Annotated in this window: 13 protein-coding genes; 7 read left to right on the top strand and 6 right to left on the bottom strand. The window is 57.3% G+C overall.

Features of this window, described 5'->3' with window-relative positions; all coding sequences use genetic code 11:
• Positions 1–69: 69 nt before the first annotated feature.
• From SLIT_RS15215 to map, 5 genes are all read right to left on the bottom strand, one after another.
• The gene (locus SLIT_RS15215; protein WP_013029797.1) at positions 70–3,528 is read right to left on the bottom strand and encodes an EAL domain-containing protein; all 3,459 of its coding nucleotides are present in this window, start codon (positions 3,526–3,528) and stop codon (positions 70–72) included.
• 36 nt (positions 3,529–3,564) lie between these two features.
• Positions 3,565–4,608, bottom strand: coding sequence for an extracellular solute-binding protein (locus tag SLIT_RS08325; RefSeq protein ID WP_013029796.1), 1,044 nt, complete (start codon positions 4,606–4,608; stop codon positions 3,565–3,567).
• 112 nt (positions 4,609–4,720) lie between these two features.
• The gene (locus SLIT_RS08320) at positions 4,721–5,896 is read right to left on the bottom strand and encodes a carbohydrate porin (RefSeq protein ID WP_150102979.1); all 1,176 of its coding nucleotides are present in this window, start codon (positions 5,894–5,896) and stop codon (positions 4,721–4,723) included.
• 229 nt (positions 5,897–6,125) lie between these two features.
• A complete protein-coding gene (locus SLIT_RS08315) occupies positions 6,126–8,657 on the bottom strand; it encodes a [protein-PII] uridylyltransferase (protein WP_013029794.1) in 2,532 nt (843 codons plus the stop codon).
• Positions 8,658–8,671: 14 nt separating this feature from the next.
• On the bottom strand, positions 8,672–9,463 hold the full coding sequence (gene map / locus SLIT_RS08310) for a type I methionyl aminopeptidase (protein ID WP_013029793.1): 792 nt from the start codon (positions 9,461–9,463) through the stop codon (positions 8,672–8,674).
• Between the two features lie 175 nt (positions 9,464–9,638).
• Here map and SLIT_RS08305 point away from each other — a divergent pair, with 175 nt between their 5' ends.
• The gene (locus tag SLIT_RS08305) at positions 9,639–9,965 is read left to right on the top strand and encodes a YMGG-like glycine zipper-containing protein (protein ID WP_013029792.1); all 327 of its coding nucleotides are present in this window, start codon (positions 9,639–9,641) and stop codon (positions 9,963–9,965) included.
• 64 nt (positions 9,966–10,029) lie between these two features.
• Here SLIT_RS08305 and SLIT_RS08300 read toward each other — a convergent pair whose 3' ends face one another.
• The gene (locus tag SLIT_RS08300; RefSeq protein ID WP_013029791.1) at positions 10,030–11,565 is read right to left on the bottom strand and encodes a DEAD/DEAH box helicase; all 1,536 of its coding nucleotides are present in this window, start codon (positions 11,563–11,565) and stop codon (positions 10,030–10,032) included.
• Positions 11,566–11,902: 337 nt separating this feature from the next.
• On the opposite strand from SLIT_RS08300, the gene SLIT_RS08295 reads away from it, so the two are divergent.
• From SLIT_RS08295 to SLIT_RS08270, 6 genes are all read left to right on the top strand, one after another.
• Positions 11,903–12,799 (top strand): phosphate/phosphite/phosphonate ABC transporter substrate-binding protein, encoded by an 897-nt coding sequence (locus tag SLIT_RS08295; RefSeq protein WP_013029790.1) that lies wholly within the window; start codon positions 11,903–11,905, stop codon positions 12,797–12,799.
• On the top strand, positions 12,799–14,499 hold the full coding sequence (locus tag SLIT_RS15210) for a diguanylate cyclase (protein ID WP_013029789.1): 1,701 nt from the start codon (positions 12,799–12,801) through the stop codon (positions 14,497–14,499). Before SLIT_RS08295 ends, SLIT_RS15210 begins: the two co-directional genes overlap by 1 nt.
• A gap of 70 nt (positions 14,500–14,569) precedes the next feature.
• Positions 14,570–16,402, top strand: coding sequence for a translational GTPase TypA (gene typA, locus SLIT_RS08285; protein ID WP_013029788.1), 1,833 nt, complete (start codon positions 14,570–14,572; stop codon positions 16,400–16,402).
• A 101-nt stretch (positions 16,403–16,503) separates the two neighbouring features.
• Positions 16,504–17,295 (top strand): dienelactone hydrolase family protein, encoded by a 792-nt coding sequence (locus tag SLIT_RS08280; RefSeq protein ID WP_013029787.1) that lies wholly within the window; start codon positions 16,504–16,506, stop codon positions 17,293–17,295.
• Positions 17,296–17,315: 20 nt separating this feature from the next.
• Positions 17,316–18,569, top strand: a complete 1,254-nt coding sequence (locus tag SLIT_RS08275; protein WP_013029786.1) for a DNA recombination protein RmuC — start codon at positions 17,316–17,318, stop codon at positions 18,567–18,569.
• Complete coding sequence (locus SLIT_RS08270; protein ID WP_013029785.1) at positions 18,566–20,170, top strand: NAD+ synthase; 1,605 nt, start codon at positions 18,566–18,568, stop codon at positions 20,168–20,170. The genes SLIT_RS08275 and SLIT_RS08270 overlap by 4 nt, the downstream gene beginning before the upstream one ends.
• The last annotated feature ends 4 nt before the right edge of the window (positions 20,171–20,174 follow it).

Below are 20,174 nucleotides of genomic sequence, written 5' to 3'. Positions count from 1 at the left end.
AATGAATTACTTCAGGATGCTGCCTCAGTCGACGTGTGCCAGATGGCTGATTCGACATTCACTACTGGACTAAATGTCATAAGTGACGTTGGCTTGCCGCAAGCCCGGCTTCAGTGATTCTTCGAATTGCCTGATCGGCGCGGGTTTGCCGAACAGGTAGCCCTGGTACTGGCTGCAGCCGCTCTCGATGAGGAGTTGCCGTTGCTGTTCCGTTTCTACTCCCTCGGCGATGACATCGAGATTCAGGCTGTGCGCCATGGCGACGATGGTTGTCACAATCGCTTTGTCGCTGCTATCGGTGGCGATGTCCCGAACGAACGACTGGTCGATCTTGAGCTGGTCCAGCGGCAATCGTTTGAGATATTGCAGCGATGAATAGCCGGTGCCGAAGTCATCCATCGCGAATTGAACACCCAGCTTTTTCAGGGCATTCATCTTCTCGATGGTCTGTTCGATACTGTTGAGCATCATGCTTTCGGTGATCTCGAGTTTGAGCCGCTTTGGGTTGATTGCATGACGTTGCAGGACAGTTTGTATCTGGGTGACAAAATCATCCTGGAAGAAACTTCTGGCGCTCACATTAACCGCCAGTACCAGCTCGCGAGTCGATGCGTTCTTTTCCCATATCTTGATCTGGTTGCAGGCAGTATCGAGTACCCACAGGCCGATGGGCAGGATCAATCCAACTTCTTCTGCCAGCGGAATGAAATGATTGGGCGGTATCAGTCCGCGCTCCGGATGGATCCAGCGAATCAATGCTTCTGCACCAAACGGTTCATTCAGGTCGGTCATCTGGATCTGGTAATACAGCTGGAATTGGTCATTCTCAAGCGCCTTGCTTAACTCGCGCTCCAGCAAGGCACGAGCAATGACGGTTTCCTGCATCTGCGGGTCAAAGAAGCGCAGCGTATTGCGTCCTGCCTTCTTGGCCTGGTACATGGCGATATCAGCCTGTTTCAAAAGTTCTTCTATCGACTGAGGCTTGTTGCCGAACAGGGTGGCGCCGATGCTGGGCGAGTTCCTGTACTCATGTGCCGCAAGCAGGTAGGGCTGGTTGAGGGTAAGCAGGATCTTCTCACCGATGGATTCTGTCTGAGCGGCTGCTTCAAGCGTCTGTTCGCTGAGTTCCTCCAGCATCACCACGAATTCGTCCCCGCCCAGACGTGCCACGGTGTCTCCTTCGCGTACACAGGAAGCCAGGCGTAGTGCAACTTGCTGCAACAGCAGGTCGCCTATATCGTGGCCAAGAGTGTCGTTGAGGGTCTTGAAATTGTCCAGATCGATGAACAGCAATGCGCCTTCACGTCCACTTCGTGTACTGGAAGCCAATGCATGCTGCAGCCGATCGACGAGGAGCCGCCGATTGGGCAGGTGGGTCAGCGGGTCATAGAACGCAAGACTCTTGATCTCCTCTTCAGCCCGTTTGCGATCGGTGATGTTCATCCCGGTACCGCGCAGGCCCATGAGCTCTCCGTGCTCGTCGAAGAAAGGGACACCGTTCACTTCTTCCCATAACAATGTGCCGGATTTGGTGATGTCGCGGTGTTGCAACTTGAATGACGTATTGCTGGCGATCGCGCGATTGACGATTTCTCTCACATGCGGAATGTCTTCCACAGGCATGAATTCCATCGGGGTATGACCGAGCAACTCGTCTGGCACGTATCCCTTAACATCGACGGATCGATTGGATACATAGGTGTAAACCATGTCGGTACCCATTTCCCACACATATTCACCGGCCGCATCATTCACATCGCGGAAACGCTTTTCGCTGTAATGCAGCGCCTCTTCGGAGCGCTTGCGCTCGATAGCGATACTGGCCAGGCGGGCGGACTGTTCGATGAGCTGTATGTCGGATTCGGTCGGTGTGTAAGCCTGATGGTGGTAGATGGCAAAGGTGCCCAGCACTTGATCCGTCGAGGACAGGATCGGCTGTGACCAGCACGAACCCAATCCGGCCTTTGCCGCGAGCTCTTTGTACAGGGCCCAGTAGGGATGTGTTTGAATGTCTTCAACGATGATACGTTCTTTGGTGTATGCGGCTGTTCCACAGGAGCCTACACCCAAGCCGATCTCGACACCTTCGATCGCTGTGTTATAGAAGTCAGGCAGGCTGGGGGCTATCCCTTTGCCCAGATGTTTGCCGTCCTTGTCCAGCAGCAATATGCTGCAAAGCATCCCGGGATTGAGCCTCTCGACACCCTGTACGATAGCCTTCAGTATGCTGAGTATGGAATTGTCACCCGCAAGTAACTCCAGCGATTGGCTGCGAAACTGTTCGTATCTTTCCATCTGTTCGCGCTCGTGGATCTCTTGCTGCAGTATTTCATTCTGTATGTTGAGTTCTCCCAGATGATCCAGAATATTCTCCTGCATCTGGTAGATGCTTTGTGCCAGTACCCCGATCTCATCGTGGTTATGTATGGTTTCCGGAGTCAGTTCCCGCGTATCCGAGAACCTTTGCACAACTCTCACCAGTCGCTTGAGCGGCCTGGAAAACAGCATGGCGACCAATATGGACATGACGATGGCCGCAAGGCTCATGCCTATCGCGATGCGGACACTATTCCTGACCATGGCATCGGTTTCGGCAAGCACGATATCCAGCGGAACCGTCATGCCTATGATGACGAAACTCTGCGCCCGCTCGTCGCCGAATGGAATGCGCACAAACCCTCCGACCACATCGCTCTTTTCGTCGACGGAATTCGAGTGCACCGCTACTGCCTCGCTGATCTCGTTTATGAGTGCGGCTACCGGCTTGAAGGTGTCCTGCACCAGAAAACGCCGACCGTAATCGAAGCCGAAGGTCATGGAATTGTCAGGATGTATCAGGAAATCTCCAGCCTGGTTGGCGAGATAGAGCTGGTATTCGCTGCGCAGGTCGGCTTTCAGCAGCGCAAAAATCCGGTTCAGGTCGACATTGATCACGAGCACGCCGAGGGTCCGTCCATCGGCACTTTGTACCGGCGTCGCGACTTGCAGCGTGGGCTTGTTGAGGCCGACATGCGCGCCGATCTCGCGGTTGATGAAGATGTTGGAGTAATGAACTTGCCCTGCTGCCAACCTGAGGGATTCATATACATACGGGAATTGCATCTTTTCCTGCAAATCCTGGCCTCTGACGATTTTGTAACCGTTGCTGTCGCGATCTACCCTGACCAGTTCGATGCCGTTGTTTTGCGCGCTGATGAAGCGAATCTGGTAATAAGTGGGATGCTCCGAGAGCATGCTTCTGAATTGCTCGGCCAGGTTCTGCCGCGCGATTTCTGCTGCACGTCCGCTGCCGATGACATAGCGGATGCCTGGCATCCCCGCAAAGAAAAGCGCATCTTTGGCGACATCGTCTGCCGCCATCGAAAAGCGCCGTCCCATGATGCGTGTCGATAGCACGATATCCTGACTGGCCTTGTTGACCAGAATCTCACGCGTGGCATGGTAGGTGTAATAACCGGTGAGTCCGATAGCCAATATACAGAATGCGGCCAGCATGGCAGTTAGCTTGAGAGCGATGCCGAACCTCATGATCCCAACTTGTCGGGTTGCTGGTATTGTCATGCGCTAGAACTTTTCCGGCAGTGTGCCGGAGATGATTTTCTCCCATATTGCAGCGCGCCTGCCAACGTCTTCCACGCGCTGCAACCAAAGGATCTTGTCGCTGTCATGCACTGTAGACGGTACCTCCAACGTATTGGACAATCCCTGTCGTTCAGTTAACGCATGGCTGACCGGCATTTCCAGCGTGTAATTGATCCAGGCTTCAGCCAGCTTGCGGTTTTTGGCGCCGTGCGTGATCGACCAGCAATCAAGCCAGGCAAGAGCACCTTCTTTGGGAATGACATAACCGATGTCTGCGCCGGCCTTTTTCAGCATATCCAGCTGTTGCGTCCCATAGTTGGCAAACAGCAAGGCTACGTGATTGCGCATGAATAGCTCCGTAGCTTCCTCGGGCGAGCTATAGAACGTCAGGACATTGCGCCGCAATGCGATCAGGTGGCGGCTGACCCGTTTGAAATCGGCAGCGGGGATGCGGAAAGGATTTTTCAGGCCCAGCACCATCGCAGCCAGCGAAAAGTTGTGTTCGCTGGCCTGGTAGGCCAATACGCGACCTTTATAGCGCTTGTCCCACAAAGCCGAGAAAGTGTCGGGCGGAGTCTTGAAGGACTTGCGGTCATAGATCAGCCCCATCTCGGAATAGGTATAGGGAATGGCATACACTGCACCGTTGCGGGTAATGCCGGGAATTGCGGCAAGGTCGCTGAATCGTTTCAACTGCTTCGCGGTATTGGGAATGTCGGCAGGTACGACAGGAACGCTGATCCCATTGTCGATGTAACGCTGAAGTTCTGCCGTATTGACGGCGAACACATCGAAATCCCTGCCTTGCCCAGCCGACAGGCGCTGCCACATGACGTCATCTGAACTGATCGTGGTCACTTCAACTTTGACCCGGTAACGCTGTTCGAAGACCTGTACCAGATCGGCATCGGCATAACCCGGCCAAGCCAATACACGCAAGACCTCCCCTGCATTTGCTATCACAGGGACAAATGCCAGCAGCATAGCCAGTGATATGGAACGTGTCAGTGTAGTGATGTAACGCATGCCTTGAGTTTCCTTGCAACCAGTTCCGGTCAGGTATCGAGCGGATTTCGTAATTGCTTTTATGTATACCTCGCGCAACCAAATGGCCGGATGATGGCAGCCCGGGCAGATGCTACCACCACGTCTCTATCTGTATGCCAGTAAGCGTTATCGATGTACGCCCCCCGACAGCAAAACCTCCAACCCCCGAATTGGCTGCTGCAGCTGAGCTGTTCCAGTTTGCGCGCGTGACATAAAAACGCATTTCCGGACGCGACCAGAACTCAGGCGCCAGTGCCAGTGTCGGTGCCAAGGTGAATTTGTGCAGATACTGGGGGGCTTGTCCGTCGATCCTGCGTGAGGTCGTGCCAGCTTCCACCAGCCATTTGAAGTTTCGGCTGGTTGCATAAGACATGCGCCCCCCCAAAGAGAAGTCGCGTGTGCTCAGGCCATTATTGATGCCGCCATCGATTTTTGCAGACTGATGGGCTATCAATGCCTGTCCACCGAACGCACCGCTTTGCCAGGTGACGGTCTCTGCGATGCGCATGCTTTGCATTCCGGGCTGTTCGATGCTGCCAGTTGCGACGTCTCCCAATCCCTGGAACTGACCGTTCAATCCGGCATGGCCGGATGCACTTTGCAGAAAAATGGTATTGGTGAGCCCGTTCACCAGGAAATCGGACTGGTTATGGGAGAGCGACAGCCCTGTGCCGGATCTTCCCATCTGAAAACTTCCGTTCACCAGTGTAGCCAGGATTCGCAGTGTGCCGCCGGCATTAGATTGAATTTCCGACAGGTCCACATTGATGCGGCGGGCGTTGCTGGTTGCAGCAGTATTGTTGTCGAGGGTGCCCCCGGTGAATACGCCCACCCCCAGCTTGGCGTAGCCAAGATTGTAGCCAGTCATGCCTGCGCCGGTATTGTCGCCGTAATCCATCAGATAATAATCGACGATATGCACATCCTGTATGCGCAGCCGGCGCTGCCCGGCCCAAAAGGTTGCTTCCGGCGCGAAATCCAGTCCCGACATCGTCGCAAAGCCCTGTGCGGTGGCATATTTCCCGTTCCATACCGATGGCATGTATTGCACGCCCCATTTCATGCCGTTGCCGACATCGAAGGTCTTTCCGATACCGAATTCGATGCCGTTATCGCCTTCATTGCCAAGCCGGAACTTCTGGGTGTCGCCGCCCAACGTGTAGCCTCCGCGGGGCGTACCTGCAGGACTGAGATATGCACCCCCGCGCATGTAGCCATTGAATTCGAAAGTGTCGATTTCGACGGCCTGGGCGGAAAAGCTTGCCATGAACATGGCTGCCGATATGGCAAGAAGCTGTCTGCAAGTGTGAATACCTGATCCACCGATTTTTTGTGACGAATCTTTCATGCTTCTTCCATCTTGAGTGGAATATGATTTGCGGGTAAACGTCACAACTCAATTAGACCAGATTATTTGCCGCACGATTGTTAATTATCCGTTAAATTCCGGTCGGTTTGGCGGCAACCAAGTTTCCAGGGCCGGGCTGGGATCATGTTCATGCGAGCTGCAACTGCAAGGCTTCGCGCAAATCTGCGACTTCCTGAGGTCGCTCCAATGCATCGCCATTGATCCAGAAAGTGTCTTCCGCACGCGAACCCAGGGTGTTGATCTTGGCAGTACTCAGTTCGATGTTGTGCTTCGCCAGCAGGTAAGCGATGCGCGCCAGCAGGCCGGGCCGGTCGCCGGCGACGACGGACAGGATGTGTCTTCCTTTTTCGTCCTGCGAGATGTCGACTTGCGGCACGATAGGGAAATGCTTGAGCTGGCGGCTGACCCTGCCGACATTCGGTGCAGCCAGCGGCGCCTCGCTGGCCAGTTGCTGTGCCAGTTCGTATTCGATGTAGTTCATCACGTCGCGGTATATGGTCTTCTCATTGTTTGCATCCATCACCTGGAAGCTGTCCAGCGCATAACCGTGCTGTGTGGTGTGCACCTTGGCTTCCATGATGTTGTAGGACATGCGTGCGAAGAAATTGCAGATGCGCGCGAACAGGAACGGCTTGTCCTGGGTATACACCATTACCTGCAGTCCTTCGCCGATGCGGCTAAGCCGCGCCTTGACGATGGGTGTGTCGCTGTTCACCCGGTGCGCCAGCAAGCGGGTATGCCAGGCAATCTCGTGCGGTTCATGGCGCAGGAAATAGTCCGCATCGAACTGGGCCCACAGCAGTTCATAGACTTCCGGGCCGATGGCATACAGGCTCAGCGTCTCGGTGGCGAGACGGCGAACCTCTCCTACCTGGTCGGCGACCTTGCCGCTGGTGAGGAAGCGCCGGGTCGTGTGGTAGAGACTTTCAAGCAACTGGGCTTTCCATGCGTTCCACACTTTCGCGCTGGTGCCGCGTATGTCGGCCACGGTCAGCAGATAGAGGGCGGCGAGATAGCGTTCGTTCTTGATCTTGGCGGCAAAAGCGGCGATCACGTCCTGGTCGGAAAGATCCTGTTTCTGCGCGGTGGCCGACATGGTGAGGTGATGTTCGACCAGCCACACGACGAGATCGGTGTCTTCGCGCATCATTCCGTGCAGTCTGCAGAAGCGCGCTGCATCGACGCGTCCAAGTGTGGCGTGGTCGCCGCCGCGCCCTTTGGCGATGTCATGGAAGATGCCAGCGATATACAGCACTTCGGGCCGCGCGAAATCGTGGATGAGCTTGCTGCACAGCGGGTATTCGTGTGCATATTGCGCCAAGGTGAAGCGGCGCAGGTTGCGCACCACCATCAGGATGTGTTCATCCACGGTATAAACATGGAACAGGTCGTGTTGCATCTGTCCAACGATGCGCCCGAAGGGCGGGAGATAGCGTCCGAGGATGTCCTGCTGGTTCATGCGCCTGAGCGCATGGGTCAGGCCTTGCGGCTGGCGGAATATCTCCATGAACAAGCTGCGATTGTGCGGGTCTTTGCGGAATGCCGAACCGATGGATTTGCGTGCCCTCCACAGTGCACGCAAGGTCTGGGCGGAGAATCCGGTCAGGCGCGGATGCTGTTCCAGCAGCAGGAAACTCTCCAGAATGGCGGAGGGTTCTTTTTCAAACAGTGCTTCATCGCGTGCTTCCAGTTTGTCGTCGCGCGCGACGAAGCGCTCGTTCAATGGGTAGGTCTCGGTAGCAGGGAAGATGCGTGCTCTCATTGTTTGCAGTAGTACGGCATTGAGCTGCAGCACGGCCCGCTTGGTGCGGTAGTAATGTTGCATCAAGTGTTCGCTGGCACGGCGTTGCGCACTTGCGGAGATGCCGAGCTGCCCGGCAAGCGCGGTCTGGTACTCGAACACCAGGCGATCGTCGTGGCGACCGGAAAGGTAATGCAGGCGGATGCGCAGATCCTGGAGCAGGTGTTCATGGTGTGCGATCTGGCGCGCTTCGGTGGGGGTGATGAGGTCGGCCAGGGCCAGCGCCTGCCAGGTATGGCCAAATCCGCATGCACGCGAGATCCATAGCACCGTCTGCAGATCGCGCAGTCCGCCGGGACTTTCTTTCAGATTGGGTTCCAGGTTGTAGTCGGTGTCCACAAAACGGGTATGCCGCTGTTCCTGCTCCTGTACCTTGGCGAGATAGAAGGCGCGGCGGCTCAGGTGCGTTGCCAGGGTTTCGCGCATCTCCACGAACAGGGCGCGGTTGCCTGTGATATGGCGTGCCTCCATCAGATTGGTTTGCACCGTCACATCCGACGCTTCCGACATGCAGTCGCCGATGGTGCGCACGCTGTGGCCGACTTCCAGTCCCATGTCCCATAGTTTTCCGACCAGTTCCTGCAGGCGATGCTGCAATGGCTCGTCCGGCTGCTGCGGCAGCAGGATCAGCAGGTCGATGTCCGACTTCGGAAACAGCTCGGCCCGGCCATATCCGCCCACGGCGACCAAAGCAAGGTTGCGGGGCAGGCCGAGCAGCTTCCATACCAGGCGCAGATGTTCATCAACCAGTTTTGCGTGGGCGCGCAGATAACGGGCGGGGTGAGGATGGGCGATGTAGTCTTCCTGAAGCGCGCGACGGGCATTGCGCAGACTGTCACGTATTTCTGCTATGGACATCGCGGCAGAGGAGTCTATGCGGGAATTGGCGGCGATCCTGCAGACAGGGTCAGCACTTCATAACCGGTCTCGGTGACCAGAATGGTATGTTCCCACTGCGCGGACAGGCTGTGATCTTTGGTCACCACCGTCCAGCCGTCGCCCAGCTGTTTGATGCCAGCTTTTCCCGCATTGACCATCGGTTCGATGGTGAAGATCATGCCGGCCTCGAGTTTGACGCCCGTATGGGGTCTGCCATAGTGCAGCACTTGCGGTTCTTCGTGGAATTTGCTGCCGATGCCGTGGCCGCAGAATTCCCGCACCACGCTGTAACCCATGCCTTCGACAAAGGTCTGGATGGCGTGTCCGATGTCGCCGAGATGCGCACCTGGCTTGACCATGCGGATGCCGCGCCACATCGATTCATAGGCCACTTCGCACAATCGTCTGGCCTGGATGGACGGTTCGCCAACGTAATACATGCGGCTGGAATCGCCGTGATAGCCGTCCTTGATCGGCGTGACATCTATGTTCACGATGTCGCCGTTTTTCAATTTTTTGTCGCTGGGTATGCCGTGACAGACCTGATGGTTGATCGATGTGCAAATGGATTTCGGATAGGGGGTGTGTCCGCCCGGTGCATAATTGAGCGGGGCAGGGATGCCGCCCTGCACGTTCACCGTGTAGTCATGGCACAGTTTGTCGAGTTCGTCGGTAGTAACGCCTGCTTTCACGAAAGGCGCGATGTAATCCAGCACCTCGCCGGCCAAACGTCCGGCAATGCGCATCTTTTCGATTTCCTGCGGGGTTTTGATGCTGATGGACATGATAAATAATGAATAGCAACTGGCCGCAAGGATAGAGGATAGCGCTGGCGACTACAACCATCTTGTGAGTGTTTTGATAACGGAGATAGTAGAATGCCGAAGCGCGCCGCAGGTGCGGGTCAGGCAGACTTGTTTATGCCGGATATGAATATGGACAATTGATTAGGGGTTTTAGATGAAGAATATTGTTGTGATCGCTGTGTTATTGCTGGCTGGCTGTGCAACTGACGATGGCAATCTGGGGGCGGTATTGGGTGGCGCAGTCGGAGGGGGTACTGGCGCGGCTGTGGGATATCAGGTCGGCGGACAGAATGGGGCGGTGATAGGCGGTGCTGTTGGCGGCGCAGTGGGGGCGGCAGTGGGTGGCAGCAATAACGCGCAGGTTTCTGCATCTACGGCACCTGCCGAACAAGGCGATGCCGGTGAGGATGATGGCGAGCATGATCATGGTCGCCGGGAGAAGCACAGAAGGCACCAGCGGGACGATGAAGAAGATGATTGATTGGAACTGATAAACAAAAAAGGCACGCTTCGGCGTGCCTTTTTTATTGTGCCTACTGTTCGCTTCAGCGTTTGTTGCCGGTATTGCTGCTGTTATGACCGCGTCCCAAAGCAAAGCTGGTACCTTGAGGACGGCGTGCGCCGGCATGAGGAGCTGAAGGTGCGCGATTGCCGTTGACATTGCCGTTCACGTTGCCATTCACCGCTGCATTGCTGCGAGGACGAGCATCGTTGCTGAAACGGCTGTGCTTGTGCCCTTCACGGCGCTGTCCTTGCGGATGCTCGTGCCGACTGTCCGGGGCGGCGTGACGGCTGAAGTTGCCACCGTTGCCTCCGCCATTGTTGCGTCCAAAACCGCCACCGTTGCTGCGACCAGCGCCGCTGCGAGGTTGTGAAGAAGCCGGACGCGGCTTGAACTTCGGCTCCATACCTTCGACAGTGTGCGTCTTGATGGGCTGGCCGGTATAGCGTTCGATCTTCTTCAGGTGCATCGCGTCGCGGTTGGAGGCGAACGAGACTGCGATGCCCGAAGCGCCGCCGCGGCCGGTACGGCCGATACGGTGGACGTAATCCTCGGCGAACTTGGGCAGGTCGAAGTTGATGACGTGCGTGATGCCTGCCACGTCGATGCCGCGTGCGGCGACATCGGTGGCGACCAGCACACGCACATTGCCGCGGCGCAGGTTGAGCAGGGTGCGGTTGCGTTCGCGCTGATTCATGTCGCCATGCAGGGCGGCGGCAGCGTGGCCGGCAGCGGAAAGTTCGTCAGCCAGCGAATCGGCATCGCGCTTGGTGGCGGTGAACACCAGCGCCTGGTTCAAGTCCACATCGCGCAGCAGATGGTCGAGCAGGCGGTTCTTGTGGGCCATGTCGTCCACATACATCAGGCGCTGTTCGATGTTCTCGTGCTTGGCCTGAGCGGAGGTGACGCTGATGCGCTTGGGGCTTTTCAACAGACGTTGGGCCAGATTGCCGATCACGCCTTCCAGCGTGGCAGAGAACAGCAGGGTCTGGCGTGTAGCCGGCGTGGCTGCGGCGATGCGCTCCACATCGTCGATGAAACCCATGTCCAGCATGCGGTCGGCTTCGTCCAGCACCAGCATCTCAAGGCGCGAGAAATCGATGCGGCCGCGTTCGATGTGGTCGATCAGACGGCCTGGTGTGGCAACCAGGATATCGACGAATCCGGACAGCAGCTTGTTTTGCAGCGGGTAGGGCATGCCGCCGAGGATGCTCACCACCTTGACGCGCATGTTCTTGCCGTATTTGTTGGCGGCGTCGGAGACTTGTTGCGCCAGTTCGCGCGTCGGGGTCAGTACCAGTACGCGCGGGCCTTTGCTGCGTACGGCAGATTCGACGGACAGGCGTTGCAATGCAGGCAGGATGAAAGCGGCGGTCTTGCCGGTGCCGGTCTGGGCGGATGCCATCAGGTCATGGCCGGCCAGCGCTTCAGGGATGGCTTGCGCCTGGATAGGAGAAGGTACGGTGTAACCCGCATCCTGCACGGCTTTCAGGATCGCCGGGTTCAAACCCAGTGTGGCAAAGGTGGCTACGGCTTCGGTAGTCTCGGGTGCAGCAGTTGCGATGATTTTATCAGACACAGTTGTTCCTTAATTTTTATCAGACACAGCGCATGCGTGGCTCAATGCCACACAATGAAATTCAGTAGGGGAAATGCTAATACCTCTACCGGCGCAAACAAACATCGTCGCTAACCGGTGAAGCTTGGCGCATCCAAAATGGACGCTGGAGGGTCAGAAAACGATGGACTCAATACCGCCCCAAAGGCGGCAAGGCGCGCATTATACTCAGCAAGAAAATAAAAGCCAGCGTTATGTTGGGCAAGGCCGGGGACGTTTGCTGGCATTGGGATTGCGAGTATATTCCGCACTTGAGTTGACAAGTCATCCGGCTGCTGGGCGATCTGGGGAGCTAAAGATGAAATGGCATGTTGTGGCGCTTGCCGCATTGCTGATCGTCGGCTGCGGCGAACAGCAAGAAGAAACCTATCAACCCACATTCTCGGAACGCGGAGCGGATGAGCCCAAGGAATACATCGTCGGCATCCATCCCTTGCACAATCCGAAGCGTCTGGTGGAGGTGTACGGTCCCGTCATCGACTACCTCAATGCTGCCATTCCGCAGGCACGCTTCCGGTTGGAAGCTTCCCGCAACTACGCAGAGTTCGAGAAGAAACTCTACAACGGGCATTTCGACTTCGCCATGCCGAATCCCTATCAGACTGTGCGTTCGCTCAAGTATGGTTACCGGGTGTTCGGCAAGATGGGCAACGACGAACTGTTCCGCGGCATCATCCTGGTGCGCAGGGATAGCGGTATTAGCCGCGTCAGCGATCTTAAAGGCAAGAAGGTGTGTTATCCAGCGCCGACCGCTTTGGCGGCGACCATGATGCCGCAATACTATCTGCAAACGCACGGCATCGACGTGAAGCGCGACATCGAGAACCTGTACGTCGGTTCGCAAGAATCTTCCATCATGAATGTACTGCGCGGCCATGTCGCCGCTGCAGCGACATGGCCCGTGCCGTGGAAGGTCTTCCAGCAGGAAAAGCCGGAAATGGCGGCGCAACTCGAGGTGAAGTGGCAGACGGGAACGTTGCCGAACAACGGTTGGGTGGCACGTGACGATGTGCCACCCGTATTGACCGTGAAGGTCGGCAGGGCGCTGGTCGACATAGGTAAAACCAGCGAGGGAAGGGCCATACTCAAAAGGCTGGGTATCACCCGTTTCGAACATGCCAGCAATGAGACCTACAGGCCGGTCGAGCAATATCTGAAGGATTTTTCCGAAACCGTACGGCCGATCGAATACTGATGAAGATATTCAGACAATTCAGCACCCTGTGGCGCGGCTCGATACGAAGGCAGCTGATCCTCGGTTTCGCCATAGCATCGCTCGCGTTGATGCTGGGTTTTGGTTACCTGATCCTCCAGCAACAACGTGGGGCACTCTATCAATCTTCCGAGGAACGCGCTTCTTCACTCGCACGCGCGCTGGCAATCAGTGGAACCTCATGGGCATTGGCAAATGACCTGGTGGGGCTGCAGGAGGTGGTGCAGGGCTTTGCCAGGACGCAGGATCTGCAGCGGGCCTATTTCCTGAACCCACACGGTGAGGTGCTGGCCTCGACCAACCCTGATGAAGTTGGATTCTTCGTGACCGACAAGACAAGTCGCGACATGCTGGCCTCGTTGAATCGTGAGCAAGCCATATTGGTGAATCAGCCCAACCTGATCGTCATCGCCCAACCGGTACTGGATGAAGGCCGTTTTCTGGGCTGGGTGCGTGTCGAGATGACGCGCGATACGGTGAATGAGAATCTTGCCGAACTCACCCGGATGTGGATCGAGTTCATCCTGTTCGCGGTGCTGGCGGTTTCGCTGATTGCGCTATTGCTGGCGAGGCGATTGACGCGCGGGCTTAGCCATTTGATGCAGGTCGCGGCAGCAGTGGAGCACGGCTGGGGAAAGCGACGTTCCGATATGGGGCGCGCCGATGAGATCGGCGTGCTGGCGCGACATCTGGATCGCATGCTGGATGCGCTTGAAGATCAAAAAAAACTGATACACGAGAGCGAGGCCAAGTATCGTTTTCTTGCCGATAATATTTCCGATGTCATCTGGGTGCTGGAGCCGAAATCGCAGCACTGGGTCTATATGAGCCCGTCTATCAGCAAACTGCTTGGCTACAGTGTCGATGAGATCATGCAATATCCGATGGAAAAAACGCTGACAGCCGAATCCAGGGCAGATGTCCAAAGGTGGATCCGCGAACGCAGCGAGATATTCCTGAGCGGCACAGATGGCGATCATGTGTATCTGGACGAAGTGGGATACTGCCGCCGCGACGGTTCTGTCGTGTGGTGCGAGGTGACGACAAGTTTCGCCAGAAACGAGCGGAATGAAATGATCCTGTTGGGGGTGATGCGCGACATCACCGAACGCAAGAAAGCCGAGGAGCAGATCCGCAACCTGGCTTTCTACGATACCCTGACGCAACTGCCCAATCGGCGCCTGCTCCAGGACAGGTTCAGCCTGGTCATTTCCGCCTGCAAACGCAACAATCGCTATGCGGCGCTGATGTTCATAGACCTGGATAATTTCAAGCCGCTCAACGACGAGCATGGGCACGATGTGGGGGATATCCTGCTGGTGGAGGTGGCGCGCCGCATCGTTAAATGTGTGCGCGAGGTCGATACCGTTTCGCGCTTCGGCGGCGATGAGTTCGTGGTGATGTTGAGCGAGCTGGATACCGACAAAGACATTTCGGTGGATCAGGCCAATGTCGTTGCCGAAAAGATCAGGCAGTCTCTGGGGGAAACTTACCGGCTGGCTGTGTCGAAAAAGGACGGGGTGGAGCCGCACATCGTCGAGCACCATTGCACAGCCAGTATCGGCGTGGTGCTTTTCAACGATCATGGCGTTACCCAGGAGGATCTGATCAGGCTGGCCGATGCCGCGATGTACCAGGCCAAAGCCGCCGGCCGGAATCGGGTGTGTTTTGCCGACTCATAGTTATCCTGTCTGTCTACCGGCTCTGTGCTAGAATGCGCGCCCTTTGAATCCTGCACAGGTAGTACACATCATGTCCCGCGCTCTACGCAACATCGCCATCATCGCCCACGTCGACCACGGCAAGACCACCCTGGTTGACCAATTACTGCGCCAGTCCGGAACCTTCGCCGCACACCAGAAGGTGGATGTGCGCGTGATGGACAGCAACGATCTGGAAAAAGAGCGCGGCATTACCATTCTGGCCAAGAACACCGCCATCGAATACAACGGCACCCACATCAACATCGTCGACACACCGGGACACGCCGACTTCGGCGGCGAGGTGGAGCGCGTGCTGGGCATGGTGAACGGCGTGCTGCTGCTGGTGGATGCGGTGGAAGGCCCGATGCCGCAGACCCGCTTCGTGACCAAGAAGGCGCTGGCCTTGGGTCTCAAGCCCATCGTGGTGATCAACAAGGTCGACCGCCCGGGTTCCCGTCCGGACTGGGTGCTGAACCAGACTTTCGACCTGTTTGACAAACTCGGCGCCACCGACGAGCAACTGGATTTTCCCGTGATCTATGCATCCGGCCTGAATGGCTGGGCCTGCCTGGATCTGAAAGATGCGCCATCGAATGGCGGATCGGCTTCCGACATGAAGCCGCTGTTCGACACCGTATTGAAGTTCGTACCGACGCCTCCCGGCAGCCCCGATGCGCCGCTGCAGCTGCAACTGGCCGCGCTGGACTACTCCACCTTCACCGGACGCCTCGGCGTCGGTCGCGTACTGAACGGCCGCATCAAGCCCGGCCAGCAGGTCGTGGTGATGAACCATGAGAAACAGGTCGGCTCCGGCCGTATCAACCAGGTGCTGGGTTTCCAGGGTCTGGATCGCGTGCCGGTGGATAGCGCCGAAGCTGGCGACATCATCATCATCTCCGGTCTGGAAGAGATCGGTATCGGCGTCACCATCTGCGACAAGGACAATCCTGTTGGCTTGCCCATGCTGATGGTGGATGAGCCCACGTTGACCATGGACTTCATGGTCAACACCTCGCCGCTGGCAGGCACCGAGGGCAAGTTTGTCACCAGCCGCCAGATCCGTGACCGCCTGACCAAGGAATTGCTGACCAACGTGGCTTTGAAGGTGGAAGACACACAGGATGCCGACGTGTTCCGCGTCTCCGGTCGCGGCGAGTTGCACCTGACGATTCTGCTGGAGAACATGCGCCGCGAAGGTTTCGAGATGGCCGTGGGCAAACCGCGCGTGGTTTACAAAGAGATCAACGGCGAGAAGTGCGAGCCGTATGAAAACCTCTCCATCGACCTGGAAGATGCCCATCAGGGCGCGGTGATGGAAGAGATCGGCCGCCGTCGCGGCGAACTGACCAACATGGAATCCGACGGCCAGGGCCGTACCCGTCTGGAATACCACATTCCCGCACGCGGCCTGATCGGCTTCCAGTCCGACTTCATGACCATGACGCGCGGCACCGGCCTGATCGGCCACGTGTTCGACGACTACGGTCCGGTCAAGGCCGACCTGCCGGGGCGCCACAACGGTGTGCTGATCTCGGCGGAAGACGGCGAAGCGGTGGCTTACGCGCTGTGGAACCTGGAAGATCGCGGTCGCATGTTCGTGGTCCCCGGCGACAAGCTGTATGAAGGCATGATCATCGGTATCCACTCGCGCGACAACGACCTGATCGTCAATCCGATCAAGGGCAAGAAGCTCACCAACGTGCGCGCTTCCGGCACCGACGAAGCAGTGCGTTTGACCACTGCGCTGAAGTTGACGCTGGAATCCGCCGTGGAATTCATCGACGACGACGAACTGGTCGAGCTGACGCCGAAATCGATTCGCATCCGCAAGCGTTACCTGAAAGAGCATGACCGCAAGAAGGCGGTACGGGCAGCTGAGTGATCATTGTCCGGATGTAATCTGACCGACAAGGGACGCTACGGCGTCCCTTGTCATTTCATCTTGATTTATACTGGCTGCACACTCACAACCGGAGAATGACCATGAAAACATTGCTATGTTTCGTCGGACTCATGTTCGCGGCAGTGGCGGCCCATGCTGCGGTACAGGGCAAGGAAGTCAGCTACGAAGCCGACGGTGTCAAGCTCAAGGGCTATATTGCCTATGACGATGTCGTCAAGGGCAAGCGCCCGGGTGTCCTCGTGGTGCATGAATGGTGGGGGCTCAACGACTACGCGCGCAAGCGCGCACGCATGCTGGCCAAGCAAGGCTACACCGCGCTCGCTCTCGACATGTACGGCAACGGCAAGATGGCGCACCATCCCGACGATGCGCAGAAATTCTCCAGCGAAGTGAGCCAGAACGAGGCACTGGCCAAGGCGCGCTTCGAGGCGGCACTCGCACTGCTCAGGCAGCAGAAGTCGGTGGATGCCGACAACATCGGCGCTATCGGCTATTGCTTCGGTGGCTCGGTGGTGCTGAACATGGCGCGCATAGGCGAACCGCTCAAGGTGGTGGAAAGTTTCCACGGCGGGCTGAAGACGATGCATCCGGCCGAGCCAGGTGTGGTGAAGGCGCGCATCGCCTCGTTCACCGGCGAAGCCGACCCGTTTATCCCCGCCGAGCAGGTTGCGGCATTTCGCCAGGAAATGGAGAAAGCCGGTGTGACGCCCCTGGTGGTGACCTATCCAGGAGCCATGCACAGCTTCACCAGCCCGGAGGCGGACAGGCTTGGCAAGAAATTCAAGTTGCCCATGGCCTACAACGCCGCGGCGGACAAGGATTCCTGGAGCAAGGGCATGGCTCTCATGGCCGAGGCATTCAAGACCAAATAGAAATTTGACTGGTAAGTGATATGACGCTGGAAGTATTTCTGATCGCTGCCGCGCTGGTGCTGCTGGCCGTATTGCTGGCAATGCAGTGGAGGGCTCCCGCGCGGACCGCACAGATGCTGGAACAACAGCATCGTGCCATGCTCACCGACCTGCACGATGGTTTGAACAAGCAGGGCGATCGTCTGATCGCGACTCAGGTCGCGGAATCCGAACGCCTGCGTTCTGCCGTGAGCGAAGAATTGCGCGCCACGCGCGACGCCATTGGTGCGTTGCGCACCGAGATGCTGGCGCAGATGCTGGAGAAGCTGGCGGAACAGGGGCGGGCAGACCAGAAGCTGATCCAGGAATCGTTCAACAATGCATCGCAGCATCTGCGCAACAGTATCGAGACCCTGAGCAAGACTGTGGATGGTCGGCTGGAACAGATCGGCGGCAAGGTCAACGAACGCCTGGATGAAGGCTTCAAGAAGACCAACGAGACATTCGTCAGCGTGATGGCGCGGCTGGCAACCATCGATGAGGCGCAGAAGAAGATCGACGGGTTGACCACCAACGTGGTAAGCCTGCAGGAACTGCTCGGCGACAAGCGTTCGCGGGGTGCGTTCGGCGAGGTGCAGCTGGAAGGTCTGGTGCGCAACATCCTGTCGCCGCAGGCCTACGAGATGCAATACACCCTGCCGAACGGCAGCCGCGCCGATTGCGTGCTGAAGCTGCCCGAGCCCACCGGCATGGTGGCGGTGGATTCCAAATTCCCGCTGGAAAACTATCACCGCATGTTCGATGCGGCGAGCCCTGCAGAAAGACTGGTGGCGGAACGGCAATTCAAGGCGGACGTAAAAAAACACGTGGACGATATCTCCGCAAAATACATCATTCCCGAGGTGACCTCGGACGGCGCGGTGATGTTCATTCCCGCCGAGGCGGTGTTCGCCGAGATCCACGCGCACCATTCCGATGTGGTGGATTACGCCATGCAGCGGCGCGTGTGGATCGTATCCCCGACCACGTTGATGGCTGTGCTGAACACGGCACGCGCGGTGATGAAGGATGTGGAGACGCGCAAGCAGGTGCACATCATCAAGGACGAGCTGGGCAAGCTGGGCAAAGACTTCGGCCGCTTCGACGAACGCATGAAGAAACTGGCGGAACACATCCGTCAGGCGAACAAGGATGTGGACGATGTTCAGATCAGCAGTCGCAAGATCACTGAACAGTTCGCCAGGATAGAACGGGTCGAACTGGATCAACCACAGCAGTTGGAAGACAAGGTATGAAGATCGCAATCGCACAGATCAATTGCACCGTCGGCGACCTCGCCGGCAACGCCGCCAAGATCGCCGAATACGCGCAGCGTGCAAAAAAACAGGGCGCGGGAATCTTGCTCACGCCTGAACTCAGCCTCTGCGGCTATCCGCCGGAAGACCTGCTGTTGCGCGACGGTTTCTATCATGCCTGCGACACCGCATTGCGCGACCTTGCGCTGCAAGCACAGGGCATCACGCTGATCGTCGGACATCCGCGCAAGATCGACAGGCATTTCTACAACTCGGCATCGGTGTTGCGCGACGGCAAGATCGTTGCGACCTATAACAAACATGCCTTGCCCAACCACAGCGTGTTCGATGAGGAGCGTTATTTCGCACATGGCAACGAGCCCTGCCTGATCGAGCTGGACGGTGTCAGATTCGGAATCAATATCTGTGCCGATGTCTGGCATGAGCACGCCGCCATCCGCGCCAAAGAGGCTGGGGCGCAGGTATTGCTGGTATTGAACGCATCGCCCTATCACTTCAACAAGCAGGACACCCGTTACGAGACCATACGCGAACGCATAGTCGACACCGGTCTGGCCGTGGTGTACGCCAACATGGTGGGCGGGCAAGACGAGCTGGTGTTCGACGGAGCCTCTTTCGTGATGGACAACGAAGGGGAGCTGACGCATCAATTCCCGGCCTTTGACGAGTTGCTGGGTCTTGTAGAGTTTGAGGATGGCAAGCTGGTGCCGGGGAAGTGCGAGAACGTGGTGAAGGACGAGGCCAGCATCTATCGTGCCTTGTGCGTCGGCGTACGCGATTACATCGGCAAGAATCGTTTTCCCGGAGTGCTGCTGGGGCTGTCCGGCGGTATCGATTCGGCGTTGACGCTGGCGGTGGCGGTGGATGCATTGGGCGCGGACAAGGTACTGGCGGTGATGATGCCGTCGCCTTACACCGCGCAGATGAGCATCGACGATTCGCGCGAGATGGTGAGGCTGCTCGGCGTGCGCTACGAGGAGCTGGATATCCTGCCAACCTTCACTGCGCTGCAGGAGACACTGTCGCCCTTGTTCAAGGGCCTGCCCGCAGATACGACCGAAGAGAATCTGCAGGCACGCATACGCGGCAACCTGCTGATGGCGATCTCCAACAAGACCGGCTCGCTGGTACTGACCACCGGCAACAAATCCGAGATGACGGTCGGCTACGCCACGCTCTACGGCGACATGGCCGGAGGTTTTGCGGTGCTCAAGGATGTGAGCAAGACCTGGGTATATCGCCTGTCCAACTGGCGCAACAGCATGGGCAGGGTGATCCCGGAGCGCATCATCACGCGACCGCCCAGTGCCGAACTGAAGCCGGATCAGACCGACCAGGATAGCCTGCCTCTGTATGACGTGCTGGATGCGATCATGGCCTGTTATGTCGAGAAGAACATGAACATCGCGCAAATCGAGGACTTGGGATACGCCAGCGCAGATGTTCTGCGAGTGGTGAGACTCATCCGGATAGCGGAGTACAAGCGCCGCCAAGCCCCGGTCGGAGTCCGCATCACGGATCGCGGATTCGGTAAAGACTGGCGCTACCCGATTACGGTACGTTATCAGGACGACTTTTAGTTAT

Source organism: Sideroxydans lithotrophicus ES-1, from assembly GCF_000025705.1.
GTDB lineage: Bacteria > Pseudomonadota > Gammaproteobacteria > Burkholderiales > Gallionellaceae > Sideroxyarcus > Sideroxyarcus lithotrophicus.
This window is presented reverse-complemented; position numbering and strand designations above follow the sequence as displayed.

Excerpts from the sequence above, each read along its gene's own strand:
- SLIT_RS15215 (WP_013029797.1), bottom strand. The coding sequence starts at position 3,528 with ATGAGGTTCGGCATCGCTCTCAAGCTAACTGCCATGCTGGCCGCATTC.
- SLIT_RS08325 (WP_013029796.1), bottom strand. The coding sequence starts at position 4,608 with ATGCGTTACATCACTACACTGACACGTTCCATATCACTGGCTATGCTG.
- SLIT_RS08320 (WP_150102979.1), bottom strand. The coding sequence starts at position 5,896 with ATGGCAAGCTTTTCCGCCCAGGCCGTCGAAATCGACACTTTCGAATTC.
- SLIT_RS08315 (WP_013029794.1), bottom strand. The coding sequence starts at position 8,657 with ATGTCCATAGCAGAAATACGTGACAGTCTGCGCAATGCCCGTCGCGCG.
- map (WP_013029793.1), bottom strand. The coding sequence starts at position 9,463 with ATGTCCATCAGCATCAAAACCCCGCAGGAAATCGAAAAGATGCGCATT.
- SLIT_RS08305 (WP_013029792.1), top strand. The coding sequence starts at position 9,639 with ATGAAGAATATTGTTGTGATCGCTGTGTTATTGCTGGCTGGCTGTGCA.
- SLIT_RS08295 (WP_013029790.1), top strand. The coding sequence starts at position 11,903 with ATGAAATGGCATGTTGTGGCGCTTGCCGCATTGCTGATCGTCGGCTGC.
- SLIT_RS15210 (WP_013029789.1), top strand. The coding sequence starts at position 12,799 with ATGAAGATATTCAGACAATTCAGCACCCTGTGGCGCGGCTCGATACGA.
- typA (WP_013029788.1), top strand. The coding sequence starts at position 14,570 with ATGTCCCGCGCTCTACGCAACATCGCCATCATCGCCCACGTCGACCAC.
- SLIT_RS08280 (WP_013029787.1), top strand. The coding sequence starts at position 16,504 with ATGAAAACATTGCTATGTTTCGTCGGACTCATGTTCGCGGCAGTGGCG.
- SLIT_RS08275 (WP_013029786.1), top strand. The coding sequence starts at position 17,316 with ATGACGCTGGAAGTATTTCTGATCGCTGCCGCGCTGGTGCTGCTGGCC.
- SLIT_RS08270 (WP_013029785.1), top strand. The coding sequence starts at position 18,566 with ATGAAGATCGCAATCGCACAGATCAATTGCACCGTCGGCGACCTCGCC.